The organism is Bacillus sp. TH22 (genome assembly GCF_016651015.1).
GTDB classification, from domain to species: Bacteria; Bacillota; Bacilli; order Bacillales; family Bacillaceae_G; genus Bacillus_A; species Bacillus_A mycoides.
This window is the reverse complement of sequence record NZ_JAEKER010000001.1, coordinates 368,116-383,884: the sequence shown is the minus strand read 5'-3', so window position 1 is coordinate 383,884 and position 15,769 is coordinate 368,116. Positions and strand designations below refer to the sequence as shown.

14 protein-coding genes are annotated in these 15,769 nt (G+C 36.7%); all 14 read right to left on the bottom strand.

What is annotated here, in order from left to right; all coding sequences use genetic code 11:
• Positions 1–360 precede the first annotated feature (360 nt).
• The gene (locus JFU18_RS02165; RefSeq protein ID WP_201033868.1) at positions 361–1,425 is read right to left on the bottom strand and encodes an N-acetylmuramoyl-L-alanine amidase; all 1,065 of its coding nucleotides are present in this window, start codon (positions 1,423–1,425) and stop codon (positions 361–363) included.
• Positions 1,425–1,631 carry a hypothetical protein gene (locus tag JFU18_RS02160; protein ID WP_201033869.1) on the bottom strand — a complete coding sequence of 69 codons (207 nt, stop codon included), beginning with the start codon at positions 1,629–1,631 and terminating at the stop codon, positions 1,425–1,427. The genes JFU18_RS02165 and JFU18_RS02160 overlap by 1 nt, the downstream gene beginning before the upstream one ends.
• Before the next feature lie 2 nt (positions 1,632–1,633).
• Positions 1,634–1,915, bottom strand: a complete 282-nt coding sequence (locus JFU18_RS02155) for a hypothetical protein (protein WP_050000442.1) — start codon at positions 1,913–1,915, stop codon at positions 1,634–1,636.
• Positions 1,916–1,928: 13 nt separating this feature from the next.
• On the bottom strand, positions 1,929–2,888 hold the full coding sequence (locus tag JFU18_RS02150) for a tyrosine-type recombinase/integrase (RefSeq protein WP_201033870.1): 960 nt from the start codon (positions 2,886–2,888) through the stop codon (positions 1,929–1,931).
• Positions 2,889–2,988: 100 nt separating this feature from the next.
• Entirely contained in the window at positions 2,989–7,824 is a 4,836-nt protein-coding gene (locus JFU18_RS02145) for a phage tail spike protein (RefSeq protein WP_201050215.1), read from the bottom strand.
• Positions 7,821–9,317: a distal tail protein Dit gene (locus JFU18_RS02140; protein WP_201033871.1), complete on the bottom strand. Its 1,497-nt coding sequence runs from the start codon at positions 9,315–9,317 to the stop codon at positions 7,821–7,823. Before JFU18_RS02140 ends, JFU18_RS02145 begins: the two co-directional genes overlap by 4 nt.
• A gap of 14 nt (positions 9,318–9,331) precedes the next feature.
• Complete coding sequence (locus JFU18_RS02135; protein WP_201033872.1) at positions 9,332–13,180, bottom strand: phage tail tape measure protein; 3,849 nt, start codon at positions 13,178–13,180, stop codon at positions 9,332–9,334.
• A gap of 15 nt (positions 13,181–13,195) precedes the next feature.
• Positions 13,196–13,372, bottom strand: coding sequence for a hypothetical protein (locus JFU18_RS02130; protein WP_160328822.1), 177 nt, complete (start codon positions 13,370–13,372; stop codon positions 13,196–13,198).
• 29 nt (positions 13,373–13,401) lie between these two features.
• Positions 13,402–13,719 (bottom strand): phage tail assembly chaperone G, encoded by a 318-nt coding sequence (gene gpG / locus JFU18_RS02125; protein ID WP_078206881.1) that lies wholly within the window; start codon positions 13,717–13,719, stop codon positions 13,402–13,404.
• 49 nt (positions 13,720–13,768) lie between these two features.
• On the bottom strand, positions 13,769–14,377 hold the full coding sequence (locus JFU18_RS02120) for a major tail protein (RefSeq protein ID WP_060749513.1): 609 nt from the start codon (positions 14,375–14,377) through the stop codon (positions 13,769–13,771).
• On the bottom strand, positions 14,378–14,737 hold the full coding sequence (gene gp17, locus JFU18_RS02115) for a tail completion protein gp17 (protein WP_147740089.1): 360 nt from the start codon (positions 14,735–14,737) through the stop codon (positions 14,378–14,380).
• Entirely contained in the window at positions 14,734–15,168 is a 435-nt protein-coding gene (locus tag JFU18_RS02110) for an HK97-gp10 family putative phage morphogenesis protein (protein ID WP_078206878.1), read from the bottom strand. The genes gp17 and JFU18_RS02110 overlap by 4 nt, the downstream gene beginning before the upstream one ends.
• On the bottom strand, positions 15,161–15,484 hold the full coding sequence (locus JFU18_RS02105) for a phage head closure protein (protein WP_201033874.1): 324 nt from the start codon (positions 15,482–15,484) through the stop codon (positions 15,161–15,163). Before JFU18_RS02105 ends, JFU18_RS02110 begins: the two co-directional genes overlap by 8 nt.
• A complete protein-coding gene (locus JFU18_RS02100) occupies positions 15,481–15,759 on the bottom strand; it encodes a head-tail connector protein (protein WP_088028621.1) in 279 nt (92 codons plus the stop codon). The genes JFU18_RS02105 and JFU18_RS02100 overlap by 4 nt, the downstream gene beginning before the upstream one ends.
• Between the last annotated feature and the right edge of the window lie 10 nt (positions 15,760–15,769).

Sequence of the window (15,769 nt, the reverse complement as noted above, 5' to 3'; positions counted from 1 at the left end):
TTTCTTAAATTATTAATTCCACTACTTTATTTATATTAATAGTAATAACTTTTTGTTTTAAAAAGTATTACCTAAGTATAAATTAGTTACTTTTGATATCACGAATAGTTTTATGAGTATTTTGTTTTAATGCTTTTTTATTAATTAAGTCTATTTTTAAATGTGTTGGCAAACTTGTTGGCACTTTTTTGTTTAGACCATTCACACTTTCCTTCTTAGTATAATGATTATGTTTCCAATTGTGTACTAACGTGTGAATTTGTCTCCCCTATTATAGACAAAATGGACGTTACAGGGTGATGACAATATAAATATTACATAGAAATAAAAAAAAGTCGCCCAATAGGACGGCTCTTGTTTTTACTTCACATACACATAGGCTTCATTTGTAGTTACATAGTATGTTTTGCCATTGCTATTGTGTACTTTATATTGTGTTGATCCATTAACAGTTACTTTTGCATCGATTGTGAATCCTAATCCTGCATCTACAGAACCGGCAACATCTTTATCTTGCCAAGATGGAGCATCATAGAAACGTAGATTGTTAACTTTTGAAACAACACGCTTCCCTACAATAGAGGAATCCACTGTGCTTTTCTTATTAAACTTCACATAAGATGGATCATTTTTAATCCACTGTTCACCGCCAAGATTTAACCAGCCATCCTTTTCAGCCCATACAACATAAGCTTCTGGTTTATTTAGTTGGCGAATTTTAAAGTAGCTTGTATCTGGTCCTTTACGTAAGTTAACGTTGTAACCTTCAATATAAGCAATTCCGTCTGTCACTGCTGTTGGAACTTCAGCTGGTTTAGATGGCTTCTTAGGAACAGAAACATCCACATCAGAATTATTGTATGCACGTTGTACGTCAGCGCGGAATTGAGCTTCAGATACACCGTGGCTGCGTAAGTAATCAAGTGGGTCTTCATGGTCTGTGCCGCCAAGATACTTCGTCACATCATAGTGAGTCCATAATCCTTTTTCTACAGACAACTTGTTATCTTTTAAGATTTTTGCTAACAACTTTACATATTTTCCATATGAACGCTTGAACTTTGTATAGTCTGCTGTTTCACATAACTCTACATGTACAAATCGTTTATTCGCTCCTGGTCCTGCGCCATAAGCGATGTAGTTCGTATCAGCAATTTGAATTGTTTCATCCCAATCGACTGCATAGTGTACGAACGCTGAACGCCATGTACGAGACTCATACTTTTGAATATTAATAGCTAGCGCTTCAGGAGTTGCTGTAGAATGTGCTACAACACCTTCATAAGCACCTACACCATTACGATATGGTTGTTTCGGCAAGTCAGGAATAATAAGTGTTCTATCAGCAAAAGCCCCTGTAGTAAAACTTAACAGGAGCAATAGAGTCATAAATACATAGGAAACTAGTTTGATTGATTTTTTCATTAAGCATCTTCTCCTTTTTCTTCGTGATCAGACCAAATACCAAGTGCAATGCCAACAGTTAATACATAAGGCGCCAATTCATCTAAAAAGCTTTTAGCCTCCGGTACACCAAACTTCGTGAACAAAAATCCAAGCAAAGAAAAAACCGCAACCCATGTTTTCCAGTTGCGGAATCGTTTTTTTATATTCTCTTTTGATTGATTCATAGTTAATTTGTCTCCTTTTCTACATTATCTAGGCGCTTATGTGCTTGTTTGGCACTTTCCTCGACCCTTGTAATACGTTCACCAAATGAAACCATCTGTCTTTCACTTGCCTTTTGATCTATACGAATATCGTCAACACCTTTGCTGATGTATTCTAACTTCGCCTTCATTTCTGCTCCTTGCTGACCATCTGACTTAATTTCTTTTGATCGATTCAGTGCGTAAGAGAAGTATCCAATTACTGCTGATGCGATTGCTATAAGTACTCCAATTTCAATTGTCATAACTTCACTCCTTTTATGCTACAAAGCAACTTGGATCCATTCCAAATATTTCTGCAATATCTTCTTCACTTCTATCTTTTAAATATGATTCAGTTGTTGAAATATCAGAATGGTTAGCAAGCGATTTTAACTTTTCTAGTGGTACACCTTGTACTTTTAAATTATCTAATCTACTATGACGGAAACAGTGAGGATTGATTTTAAACTCCTTACTTTCTTTTTCGCACAGCATCTTAGCGAATATCTTGCACCAATAATTAAATACACTTTTGTTTAAAAGTTTTCGCCCGCCATTCTTATACACTCTTACAAATAAATCTGGAATAGTATCTTTACCTCGATGATCTATATATAAACGAATACATTTTTGTACTCGTGGATTGTAATATAACCTAAACTTCTTACCGCGCTTACCGCGGACCACATTTGTATAATATTGTTCTGTCAAACCTTCCTTTTGAACCTGATAAACCTCATTCTTTCTAGCTGCACTGTAATAAGAAAGGGCCAAATAAGTTGCTAACATATATTTTTCTTGTTTAAGTAATTCATCGATTAACCAATTAATTTGGTCATCAGTAATAAATGTAATTTTTCTAATTGGATTCTTAGGTAAGCCACGTACCCTTGAACCTACATTGAATTCATAATTGTAGTCATCATCGTCTGCGCAAAATTCAAGCGCTGAACGTAAAGCGCTCATCAATCCATTTACACGTGCATTAGACATTTCCATTTCTTGAAAAATAATAGATAAATTTCGGATGTCTTTTCGTGTTAAATCAATAAGGTTTTTATTTTCGAAGTGTTCATGTATTAGAAACAAAATGATTCGTAAATCCCAATTGTATTGCTGTAAAGTGCTTGCCGCTTTCCCTTGTGCTTTCTTTTCGATTAGAAAATCTTTGACTAGGTTTTTATTTTCTTGGCTAACATGCTTTTCATAGATTGCTTGGTCTACTATTCGTTTCACACTGATCATCTCCTCAAAATAAAAAGAGAAGCGAAGTCGCTCCTCTTGATCTATGAATTGAATTTACTAAAAGCCGTATTTTGTTCAAAATAAAAACAGCTTATAGCTGCTCTGGTTTCTCATTTATTAATTTTTTGACTAACTCTTCTAATGTTGCTATTTTGTTGTTCATTAATGTAATTTCTTCATTATGCTTTCTCTCCATTTCTTGTATTTTCTCATTTTGATTTTCTTCATGCTCTTGTAAAGCTTTTATCGTTAATGATACGTATGAATACAAGTGAATTCCTTTCCCACTTTCATCCACAAATGCTTCATCAGATTCATCTACAATTGCCCCGTAATACGTTTTGATAGCTTCCTTTGTCAATGGAGGATCATTAGGATCTTTTTCTTCTCTCATACGGTAAAGCTCGTTTACCGCATTCTTGTAGTTAAATTGTCTGATTCTAAGGTTTCTAATTTTTTCTAAAGCGGAAAATGCTACGTCACGAATATTAGATTTATATTCACGTAGTGAAGGACTCATAAAGTTACCTTGAACAGCACCCCATCCGTTTTGAGTAACAGACGACTTAACTTGGAGAACTCCGGTATATCCTGCTACACGGCTATTACGTAATGTGATATTAGGTAATCTTAAATCTGCATCTGAGCTATTATCTTCGATTGCTAATGTAGATTGATATAGACCACTTTTTCCTCGTCTGAAATGCCAGTTTCCATTTCCGGCATAAAGAGCATGATAGTCATTTGCGTGTAGAACACTAATTCCGTTTCTGTTAAGCTCCCAAAACACAGATTTTCTTATCTCACTATCAACTATGTCATCAGTAATACCAATGTTCGCACTAGCTTGAGGCCATCCGGTACCCATTTGAGATATAAATAAAGTACCTTCAGGAGCGCTAGTTTTTTCATCTGATCCTAAGATGAAAGTGGGTTGTACTGCACCGTCTCGTCTTCGGTAATATCCAAGGAACGCTCTAGGGACACCACTTTCATATAGACGTAAAAATTGGTCGTCTAAGCTTACATAGTTATTGGTATTCGATGTTCTAATCTGGCAACCACTTAACAAACCTGCCATTAACCACTCTGCTTTTACTTTTCCGACTAAATCTATTCTTGCCGCATTTAGCTTAATATTTTCTTTACTCATATTGAATGCTGCGATAACATCGTTTTCTTTTACAGAGATACTAACGCCTTTTTCAGTTAGCTGAAGGCGACTTTCCATATCTCTTACATATCCTGAGGTAGCAAATTGCCCATTCGCTTGTTCTTTTGTATATACTTCTGTTGTTTTAGCTGATGCATTTATACCTTGTTCATTGATGGTAAAACGGTTATCGATCAGAGTCATTTTTTGATTAAATTGTTCTGTCGCAAGCTTGTTCGCTAACTCGCCAAGTAAATCTTTTTTATTCTGATCAACAGTTTGCTTCAACTCAGGGATCTTAAATCCAGCGACATAATTCTCTACTTGTTTAAGCTCAACTTTTGCCCCAATTGCTGTTGCCTGTTGTTCTAGTTTGGTATTTGCTTCAGTAAGCTTCTTCCCTTGAGAATCTACTACATTGTTTAAATTACTAACTGTGGAAGATAAACCGCTTGCTGTTTGCTCTACTGTAGTCATCCGTTTTTCAAATCCAGCTTGGCTGTTTTGAACGTTTGTTACAGTGGTTTTAACGCCATCCACACTTTTTTCAATATCTGTTGTTTTCTTGGTGAATTCATCAGTTGTTACTTGATCTTCTGAAGGGGTGCGATAACTTGTTGGTATATTTCCTTCTTCTAATTGCATGTTTCTAATCTTTATGTTTGTAATTTTCGTAGGAGTCCATCCACCACCTACACCAAAAACTGAATTGTCATAGAAATCTTGCGTGATATTGTCGGGCATTATAAACGTAGCGGACACCTTAACCCATTGACCCGCTATTGTTTTAGGCGTACGCATGATTCGTTTTGCTACAACGTCATTGTCGTTTGTTCCCGTAACGGTAGTAACACCAAAGTTGTTAATATCCATCGCGGTTGGGATAACATCGTCAGCGTAAATTTCATAGCTGATTGTGTATGTCCTACCCACAAGTAACGTGGCATTTTTAGTATTGTATAAAATACCTTTCCAACTACCGCTAGCCCCAGCAGGAATTGTTATGTTCCACCATTTATTATTATCGTCATACGTTATGCTTGTTCCCCCAGCTGCACCAAAGGATTTTTGCTTATAAAAGTTCTGACCGCCAATTTTAATATCATCAAACTTCTTCTCAACGCTCTCTAACTTCTCACTAATCTTCCCAGCTTTTTCTGTAATTTCAGTTGTTGTTTTCTTAAGCTCATTTGTTGTTTGCTGCACATCAGTAATCGTCTTTTTTGTACCTTCTACAGTTAACTCGACTGCATTAACTTTATTACTAATTTCAGTATCTTTTTTCGTTAACGATTCAATAGAAGTTTTAAATCCATCAGCGGTTTGCTCTGATTTGGTAACACGTTCTGTAAGCTTTCCCTGTTCGTTTTGAACATTAGAAACAGAAGTATTTATACCTTTAATAGTAGTATCAATTTCTACTGTTTTTTTAGTGAAATCAGAAATAGTAACTTGGTCTTCTGGTGCTGGTGTCCATGCAGTCGGTACTGTGCCAATTTCTAATTTAGGCTTTTCAATTAATGTGTCCCCAGTGAAATCACGTGCTAAAGCGTAAACTGAAATTTCTTTAATAGTCTTATCCATAACTACAGAAGTAGCTGTGAATCTTTCTTGATTATATTGTTTACCTAGTATTAGACGGTTTTCTACGCGGCAACTCGGATAATGAAATGTATTGTCTGTGAAAGTAATCTTCACTTCAAAACCAGCCCATTTATTTGTTGTACCCCATGCAGTAACTTTACCTGTAAACAGAAAACTCATAGCAAGATTCTTCCCCTGCATTAAAGTAGCTGCATCCTTCGCTACATCAAAATAGGTATGTGGCTTGTTTTCCCCAGTCTTAACCGAATGCGATTTAATAGCTGTATCTAGTAATAGATTTCGGACACCAATTTCCGTATTTTCAACTGTCGATTTAAGCTCTGTAATCGTTTGTTGTGTGCCCTCGGCAGTTTGCTTTGCTTCATTAGCAGTCTTTGATACTTGAGATAGGTTATTTCCTAAATCCGTTACACTTTGTTTTTCAGCTTTTGATTTAATTGCTTCATTTGTTTGCTCAAAAGATGTACCGATTTCTTGAAACTTTTTAACGTTTCCTTGTTTGTCAGTTTCATAAATTTGTTTACCTATAAATCCATTATTAATCTCATCTTTTGTGAAAACACCGGATTTATCAGCCTTATCTTTTAATTGGGCATTAATCCATGTCTGATCTACTTTGCCATTAACCTGCTTTTGAACATCAACTATTTGCCCAGCTATTTCTTTCGCTTTATTTTCTACAGTTTGAACCTTTTGATTTAACTCTGTTTTTGTGGACTCAATATCTTTGTTGACCTGCTCTAATGTTTCTTTCTTCACCTTTTCAACATCAGGAACTACCGGGTCCCAAATACCATCTTTCCAGAGTTTTAAAATACCAGGCTTACCGTTAGAAATATCTAACCATAATGTCTTTCTATCTTTAAGACCTGTTGTCGGTGGATTCTTTGATTCAATGATTTCTACAGTGTTATTTTTAATATCCTCTTGTACTTTTTCAGCTAATGTCTTTGCTGCTTCTGATTCCTTCTTAGCATTACTAGCTGTTTCATTAGCTTCTTTCACTAATTTATCTAGCTGATCTAACATTTCTTGTTTATTACCTAAGGAACTAAGGATTCGATTGTAAATCTTTCTTAATTCCTCATTTGGATCAACAATCTCACGGTAATCTCCAAAGACATATTTATCTTGTGTAGGATTAGTAAATGATTCATCGCCAGCAATAACGCGAGCTTCTAAATACAATTCAGGTGTAAAACCTGTATCTTTAATCTTGATTGTGTCGCCTTCATTAATTAACTCATGAGCTAATCCGAATACACGACCAATTGACTGTGCTTCAACTTCATAAGAAACGGATGTGTTTACACGCTTTTTAAACTCGGTTTTCATCAAAGTCATTAATCGTTGCGGTGTCATATTTTGTTCTTCTGTTTCTGGAGTATAGAAACCAAATTTATGTTTTCCATGTTCATTCCAACGTTGGAATGCATCGCTATCTGTGATATAAGGAAGGCCGTTATTTATACTCTCAACGGTAATGACTTTCTCCTCTTCACCACGTACAAAACCAACAAGAGCTGTGCAAATTTCACGAGAATGTTCGATACGTTTTACTCCAACTAAATCTTTCCCAAACTCTATTTCTTTTCCGGTTTCTTGACCGCGCTTTTTTACCATATCTACATACCAACCAGTGATTTGAGAACCAACCACTTCTACACGATATTGAATTTCTAAATCGAATAACGAAGCGATTTTCTTTAAAAACGTAAGCGGATCTATAAATTCATCAATGGTCATGGTATGGAATCCAGCGTATTCAGTATTTCCACGTTTCCACTTTATTCCCAAGAGTGCCATATCAATGAATTCATTAACCGTTTTGCTCTCTATCCGTTGTGGATTTATAATTCCGGACTTAGCAATTTGAACCCAAGCGCCTGAAGCATATGTGGTAATGGATCGTTTATCAGGATCCTTCTCGGCCTCTGTAATAACATATGGAACGACACGTCCATCACGGACTTCTTTTAAAACTAAGTTTTGTTGCTGCAATGTAATTGCGTGTTTTGTTCCGTCAAAAGTTGTGAAATCTAGCATATCAATATTGTTTTTGATTTCCCAATGGCGCTTATCGCCCCAATAGTCCTGTGGTTGAATAGCCGAGACAATTTGATCAGTTTTGAAATCCACAACATGCAATATTCCACTTGGTGTTCTCATCTGTATCTCTCCCGATAACTAACTGTTGCTTTTACGTCTGGTGGCATAATATCAATTCGATTGTCGCCGCGTATTATGGTTGGAAAGTTACTGAAAATATCTTTTATATTTATTGCGTTCTTCCCATTGATTGTGACAAGGCTTCTTTCTGTATCGATAATAACTTTGTCTCCTGTATCGAAAATAAAAGGCTTTGTATTGGAAGGAACTTTGTTTACCTTCCAAATCTTTAAATCATCAATTTGCATGGTATAAACAGGTGTATTTCTATCCCATCGACAAATAGCAATCATGACTTGTGCAATTTTTCGTTCTGTCATTGGATTTCCACTTTCATCAATCCAACGTTCAACAAGAGAAGCATCGTCTATTTCTGTACCATCTTTAAAACGGGCTACATAAACAGACCATTCTTTTCCGCGTCTTGCTATGCGTAATCTTCCGTAAAAATTGTTGAAAGTATTAGGATGCGCTCCACTTGTATCAACTAATTTCCGATTACTGTTTGGGGTTCCACTATTACCAACTCGCATATGTGCTTTAGTGATTTCGGCATCCCAATACAAATCATTCATGTTTATACGAGCGACAATATTACTTGTATCATCCAAAAGGAGTATTTCCACACGGCCCATTTGATCTATATTTTTAGACTGTAAATGCACTCTGGCTTCTATTTCAAAATCCTGTAATGGTCCTCCAGGGATATTCTTCTTCGCAATACCACCATGAAATCCTTTCGTACCTTCCGCACCATAGTAAGGGCAATATATAGCTGTACTATCTTTCGTCTTCAGCTCTCCAGTACCACGCATTTCTTCCACTTGGCCAGTAACAGGAGTCCAACCCACACTTGTGGACATATCATCCCACATTACTCTTTCTCGCTCTTGTACTGTTGTTTCTTCCACAGTGAGAGGATAACCAATGCGGAAATAGTTTCGTTCTGTAGGGTATTTTCCAAACCATACATCTAAAAAAGTGCTTGGTTTTGTTACATCTATTTCAATTAATGCTGGTGTTTCTACACTACCTTTATTCGTGAAATTAGACGTGATTTCTGTGGACCAATTTTGCGTGAATGTTTGAGTCTGTACTTTTCCTAATTTATAAGGCATGGGGCAAACGAAAGTAATAACACCTTTCCCCCTATTAACTAGTTCATCCAAATCTAGTGAACCATCAATAAAAGCAAGATATGTTCGATCTAACTCATCATCAAAAATAAGTTCAGCTGGTTGCTCTGTGTATAGCCAATCCGCTAAATCCTCTTTTATCTTTTGTAAATCAGCCATATCTTTTTTAGCTTTAATAACAAGAGGAACGTCAATACGACGCTCCTCGGTTTCTGTATGAATAAAAAAAGCCCCTGGACGATGAGGAACTCTAACAAGATTTCTTTTAATTGGAGCCCATGAAGGACGTTTCCTCCCTACAAGCATTTGAATATAATCTTTGCGAATATTATTAAATGTAAAGCTTAATTTACCCAAAAATATCACCGTCCTTAAAATTGCTCTTTTCGTTGTCGATCACGATCTTGAAGTTCTGTGGTATACCTATAAGTTCCACCTGCTAACTCTTTCCCATCTAAAACGTTTGTCATATTCAATGTAAGATTTAGTTCTTTTTCTTCAGGTCGTCTATTTGGGAATACCTTTTTACTAGTAGCCGAGTTATTAGGAATATTAGGCTGCATATAATTCGTTAAACCACTTACCGCATCATTCGGAACACTATAATGAGAAGTTTGAAATCCAAAATCAAAAACAGATGGCATATTTCCCATTTGCTTCTTAACGGTTCCAACAACATTTTTTGCTGCATCCACAACAAAACGTTTCCCTTTATCCATCCCCACGCCAACACCTTCTGGAACTGCGCTACCAATAGGAATCATTACTTTTGATGGACTGTTTATTTCAAGCGCCCCAGAAATAGTCTTTTTAATATCGTTTGCTATTCCTGCTGCTTTACTAAAAAGACCATCAGACGCATCATCTATACCTTTTCCTAGACCTTCAAGAATACTTTTACCGACAGAATAAAGATTGATTGTGCTGAAGAATTTTTCAACTGTGTTCCACTTCTCTTCGATATCACTTTTTATCTCGTTCATTTTATCTGTAACGGCTTTTTTCTGTTCATCAAATTTTCTTGAAACAGTATTTTTTATTTCTTCTACTTTATCGCTAGCTGATTTTTTCATATCCTCATATTTGTTGGAAACATCTGATCCCATTTCTTTCATTTTTCGAACAACGTCATCTTTCATTACTTCATACTTAGATTTTACTTGTCCAGTTTCCCAATCAACTTGATTTGCATGTTCACCTGCTTGCGCTTTAGCTTCACTTATAATTTCTTGATGTTTATCTTTTGCTGTGGAAACTGTGCTATCATACTGGCGTTTTGCTTCAGAAATGATTGCATTAGCCTCTTCAGCATTAATCGTTTTATTTTCATCTCGTTGTCGAATAGCCTCTGCAATTTTATCATCACGAGTTTTTTTCGCATCTGCGATGACCTTATCTCTAGTTTCAGCACTATGTTGAACAACTTCAGCTGCTTGTCTAGCTGAAATCTCACTAGCTTGCACTCGCATATTTTCCAGGATAACCTTTTGTTCCATTTGGTTTTTAGACATATGTTCAACAGCAACTCTGTCCATTTCATCTTGTAAAGCCTGTAAGGAAATTCGTTCTGATGTTGTTAACTCTCTATTTTCTCTAGCTGCTGTTTGTAGGATTTCTTTGATTTTATTTTCTTTTTCTTGTGTTTTTAGTTTTTCTTGCTCATAACGTTGATTCAGTTGTTCCATCCTCTTGTTTTCTTCTTCAGAAGTTAAAACATATGAATCAGCAAAGAACTTTTTAAGTCCTTCAATTTCTTTTTGTTGTCTTACGTTTGTTTTTTCTATAATCGTGTTAGCCAATTTGTCATACTGTCCAATGAGCTTTTGCGACTGTTCTTCTGTTATTACTTCATGGTTTAGTCTAATTTCAGTTAACTTTTGTCTAATACCATCAGATAGCTTGAAATATTCACCCATAACCTTTTTAGTAGATGAACTCACTTTCCCCTCTGTATTCGTAGCAAAGCGATCTACTGAAGCAATACTGTCTTCTGTTGCTTTTTGGTATGCTTTATATGCAACAACGCCAGTTCCAATCAGCGCTGCTGCTATCAATCCTACTGGGCCAAGTAATAAACTTATTGCACCACCTAAGAATCCAACTGCAGCACTAGCAAGACCTGCAGCACCACCAACAATTCCTAATGATGTTGCTAATGCTCCAATCCCTGACATGATCATTCCAATCGCTGCTAAAACTACACCTATTGCTGTAGCCACCGCTGTTAATGCAAGAACAATACCTGCTGTAATTGCAATAGCTTTTTGTACAGGACCTGGCAATGCATTAAATCCATCCACAAGTTTCTGTAATCCAGCAACAAAAGCACTAACCACAGGGGCAAGCGCATCACCAATTGTTTTTTTCATTGTGTCGAATGCTCCACTTAACTGTTCAATACGACCTTTCAAAGTGTTCATTTTCGTGTTAGCTGTCTCTAAAGCGGTGACTTTAGACATCTCGGTATACATTTTATTTACACCTTGTGAGCCTTCATTAAACAAAATCGTTGCACCACGAACTGCATCTGAACCAAATAACGTCTCTAAAGCCATACTTCGTTGTTGGTCTGTTAAATCTTTCATGGATTCATGAAGAATTCCAGATATGTTTTCTAAACTTTGAATATGACCCTCTTGATCATAGAATTTCGATGATAAGAAAGCGGAGCTAGTTGCTAACTCACGGAATGTAGTATCACACTTATCATTCCATTTCTTTACACCTTCAGTTTTCATTACATATTTTTCTAATGCAACTTCAATATCTCCCACACTTCTAGATGCTGGTGTGATTCCGTTTTTAACCAAGAAATCAAATCCAGCCTGCGCATTATAAGTGATAAGACCCAAATCTGCCATCTTGTTATACGCTTCTTTAGTTGAAGGATTCAACCTCATAAGCATTGTTTTTAGTGAAGTACCTGCATCAGAACCTTTTAATCCATTCTGTGCAAATACCGCTAAAGCTGTTGCTGTATCTTTAAATGTCATACCAGCTCCTGCTGCAACTGCTGCGGTTGCTGATAAACCATATTTCAGTTCATGTACATCAGTAGCTGAAGCATTAGCGGCTCCTGCAAGTAAGTTGGCGGCATCTGTAACACTTAAACCATCTCTTTTAAATGCATTCAAAGCGGTTGAAGCGATTTCTGCCGCTTCTCCTAGTTCTAGTTCACCAGCGGCCGCTAGGTTTAGAGCTCCTTCTAATCCACCATTGATGATGTCTGTTAAACCAACACCGGCTTTTATTAATTCTTCAATCCCTTTTCCAGCTTCTACAGAAGAATATTTCGTGTCTTCCCCATATTTAACAGCTAATTCGGAGAGTTTACTCATTTCTTGTCCTGTCGCACCAGATACTGCTTTTATGTTAGCCATCTGTTGTTCAAAATTCATTGATTCTTCCACAGCTGATTTTAAACCTCGACCTATCGCATAAGTCATGCCACCAAATACCATCCCAATTTGCATGCCAGCATTTTGTAAGTGGTTACCCAGTTCCTCCATACGATTCCCGAAATTCAGAAGTCGATTCCCCTGCTGATCCAATTCCCGATTTGCTTGTTGTAATTGTGATTCAAATCGATTTAGTTCACCTGTAGCCCGATGAATTTGTTCAGCATATCGTTGTGCTGACTGACTCGCTTCACCTTCTTCTGTTTTTGCACGATTATAGGATTGTTGAAGTTCCCTAATTTTTTCTTTTTGCTTATCTACCGTACGAGATAAAACATCAACTTTAGCTCTTGTTTGTTCAGTCGCATTAGAAAAACCGCCCATGCCTGTTGTAATAGACTGAAATTCAGCCTGTAGGGATTTTAAAGAATTATTTAATTTATCCATCCCTTTTTGTTCAGCTTGCTTATTTACTTGCTTTAATTCATTCTCAAATCTATTTAAATCAGCAACAGCTTTATTAACTTGTGAAGCGTATCGCTGAGTTGCTGCATCATTCTCACCCAATTTAGCCTTATTTTGATCATATGCTTGCCGTAACGCTTTAACTTTCTCTTTTTGTGCGTCAATGAGCCTGCTTAGAGTATCCATTTTCGCTTGTGTTTGTTGGCTAGCACTAGCGAAACCGCCCATCCCTGTACTTACAGATTTCAATTCGCTCTGTAGTGTCCTTACCGCACGTCCTGAATTTGCTATACCTTGACGGAAATTCACATTATCAAGGGAAAGCTTAACTACTAAATTATTCATTTCATTTGCCAATGTCTCACCCCCTCGTTAGATAATGTTTTCAGCTGGAACTTCTATTTCATTTGAATTTTGATTTTCACTATTTGAATTACCTTGTTCACGATACTTTCGATTTAGCCTTAAATAATGCCAAATATCCATTTCGTTATCGATATGATGATGTTTATATCCTTGACGTAATAAAGAGAGGTAGAGCTCGTCCATAAACTCACTGAACGTTATCCCTCCCCCCTCTACGCGTTTGGGTTTTCTTCTTCTCCAGTTCCAGGTGTACCACTAGCTGCTTCCACAGTTTCATTGATAACAGTGTTAATTACCTCTGAAGTTGTCGATAAAAACTTACGAGCATCCACACCATCCCAATATTGATCTAATGTAAATTGTTCATCGAAAACATTCACTACAAATTGAACCATTTTATCCATATCCTCTGGACCAGGATTATTTGGAATATCAGCAAGCTCAGGTGCTTGACGGATTAAACGAGCTGGAATGAACCCCGGTAAATTAAAAGTTTTCTTTTCCTTATTGATTCGTAATGTTAGTTTCATAGTTTATTCCTCCTTAGTTAATAAAAAAAGAGAGAGCTTTTGCTCCCTCTTATTGACCTGATGGTGGTTGATTAACTGCTTTTTCGTATACCTTTTTAAACCAATTATCTCCGATAGCTTTTGTAAATGTAGGTTCATCAGCATCAGCCGTGAATTTTGGTCTATCATCAAAATCACGCTCAATGAATGATCCTTTAAGTTTTGTTGTTTGGAAGTTAGGCTTGTCTTTTTTCGTTTCAGCTTCTTCTTCCTCTTGTGAAAGTTTTCCTTTAAGTAACCAAACATAACGATACTTACCGTTAGCCTTTAAAAAACGGTATCCAATCGCTAAATATGGTTTTTCCCCCTCTCGTTTCTCGTCTAATACACCATCCTTAACTTCTGGATATCCTTCAATATCTGCTTTCGTGGATAGTGAAAGTCCTCGAACTTCAATTTCAACCTCGACTTCACCGTCAGACTCAGCGATTTCTGATTTCTTGTTATCGCTCCACATAATCTCAGAAGCTACCTTTTTAGATGTTTTAACCTTTACGGCACCTTCCATTTTCTTCACGTCTGAATACGAAACTCCTGTCGCATCATCTTTTAATATTTTTGAATATACAAGACTATCTACACCGACAGTCGAACTAATTGTAACAATCTCTCCAGCCATCTATAACTCCACTCCTTTCGCGAATCGCATCGCGTAATGATAAATTTGTGTATCATCTTCATATAGATCAGCAACCGCATAACGTGAGAAACCAATACTTTTCATGACTTCATTCACTTTTTTATGGATTGCTGTTGTACTACCTTTTGACCAAATATCGATTTGGAATAAGATTTCACTTTCAATTTCTTCATTATCCGCAAAGCCATCTGGCCTATTGTCTAATTCAAAAAATGTAATCCGTGGAAACTCTTCTGCATTTTTGGCTTTACGATAATAAACACGCTTGCCACCCAATAAAGAAACAAGCTCCTGATTATTCTCAAGAACTTGTAAAATATCCGGGCGTAAATTTATCACAGGTTTAGCCTCATTTCATTTTTTAAAATATCTGTCATAGCACGAACTGCGGCTTCCTTTGAAGAATTGAAGCCAGGTTCTATAAATGGTTCAGCTGGCATTTTTGACGTTCCCCATTCATGAAACTTTAAATAGAACCATGGGGAACGATCTGCTTTATCGATTCCGATTTTAACTGTTTTAATACCACCTTCAAGTTTAGCTTTCGTAACTTTTATATGATCAGCACCATGTTGGCCAGTACGCCACGGTTCACTTTTAGACGGTTTCTTAGGACTATCACTTCTTGGTGCTCGTTCGGCAATCGCTTTTCGAATAGGTTCGCCACCTGCTGCAAGAGCTTTATCTTCAATCTTTTCTCCACGTAATCCCATTTGTTCTAATTCGGAGACTAAACGGTCAAATCCTAAGAAATCAACACCATTAGCCATTCATTCCACCACGCTTCCACATGATTGATAACGTGTGTTTTTCAGTTGAAATAACTGAAACAATGTCATAAATCGTGTTCTTATATTTGATTTTCATATCTGCATTCATACCGTCACGGTATCGAATTTCTGTTTCACCTTGCACTTCACTGTTGGCTGCGGCTGCTTCAAAGTACTTTCTTCCCTTTAAAAAAATGAAGGAGCCCCATACAGTGAAAGAGTCTTTATAACCATCTATTGGTTCACCATCCGGGCCCTTCGCATCCTCATCTTTTATTTGAAATACAAGATGTTTATCTAATTTACCTGGATTCATGTGGAATCACCTACGCAATATTGCAATTGAACTAATATTGACTGCAAACTAAATGCTAGTTGTTCCGCTTTTCCAACTGCTTCACGGTTTTCATACCAATGAGAAATTAAAATGCGAGCCGCTAGTTTAGCAAGCTCGCTCTTTAAATCTACATTTTTACTTGTTGCATTCTTAATATATATTTCAGCTGCTGTTATAAAGGATGAAATGAGGGAGTCCTCCTCATCGCCATCCACACGAAGATACTCTTTAGCTTCCTCTAATTTCAGTACCAAGAAGGACACC

Bases quoted from the DNA above. Each gene is read 5' to 3' on its own strand.
- JFU18_RS02165 (WP_201033868.1), bottom strand. From the start codon at position 1,425: ATGAAAAAATCAATCAAACTAGTTTCCTATGTATTTATGACTCTATTG.
- JFU18_RS02160 (WP_201033869.1), bottom strand. From the start codon at position 1,631: ATGAATCAATCAAAAGAGAATATAAAAAAACGATTCCGCAACTGGAAA.
- JFU18_RS02155 (WP_050000442.1), bottom strand. From the start codon at position 1,915: ATGACAATTGAAATTGGAGTACTTATAGCAATCGCATCAGCAGTAATT.
- JFU18_RS02145 (WP_201050215.1), bottom strand. From the start codon at position 7,824: ATGAGAACACCAAGTGGAATATTGCATGTTGTGGATTTCAAAACTGAT.
- JFU18_RS02130 (WP_160328822.1), bottom strand. From the start codon at position 13,372: ATGGACGAGCTCTACCTCTCTTTATTACGTCAAGGATATAAACATCAT.
- gpG (WP_078206881.1), bottom strand. From the start codon at position 13,719: ATGAAACTAACATTACGAATCAATAAGGAAAAGAAAACTTTTAATTTA.
- JFU18_RS02120 (WP_060749513.1), bottom strand. From the start codon at position 14,377: ATGGCTGGAGAGATTGTTACAATTAGTTCGACTGTCGGTGTAGATAGT.
- JFU18_RS02110 (WP_078206878.1), bottom strand. From the start codon at position 15,168: ATGGCTAATGGTGTTGATTTCTTAGGATTTGACCGTTTAGTCTCCGAA.
- JFU18_RS02105 (WP_201033874.1), bottom strand. From the start codon at position 15,484: ATGAATCCAGGTAAATTAGATAAACATCTTGTATTTCAAATAAAAGAT.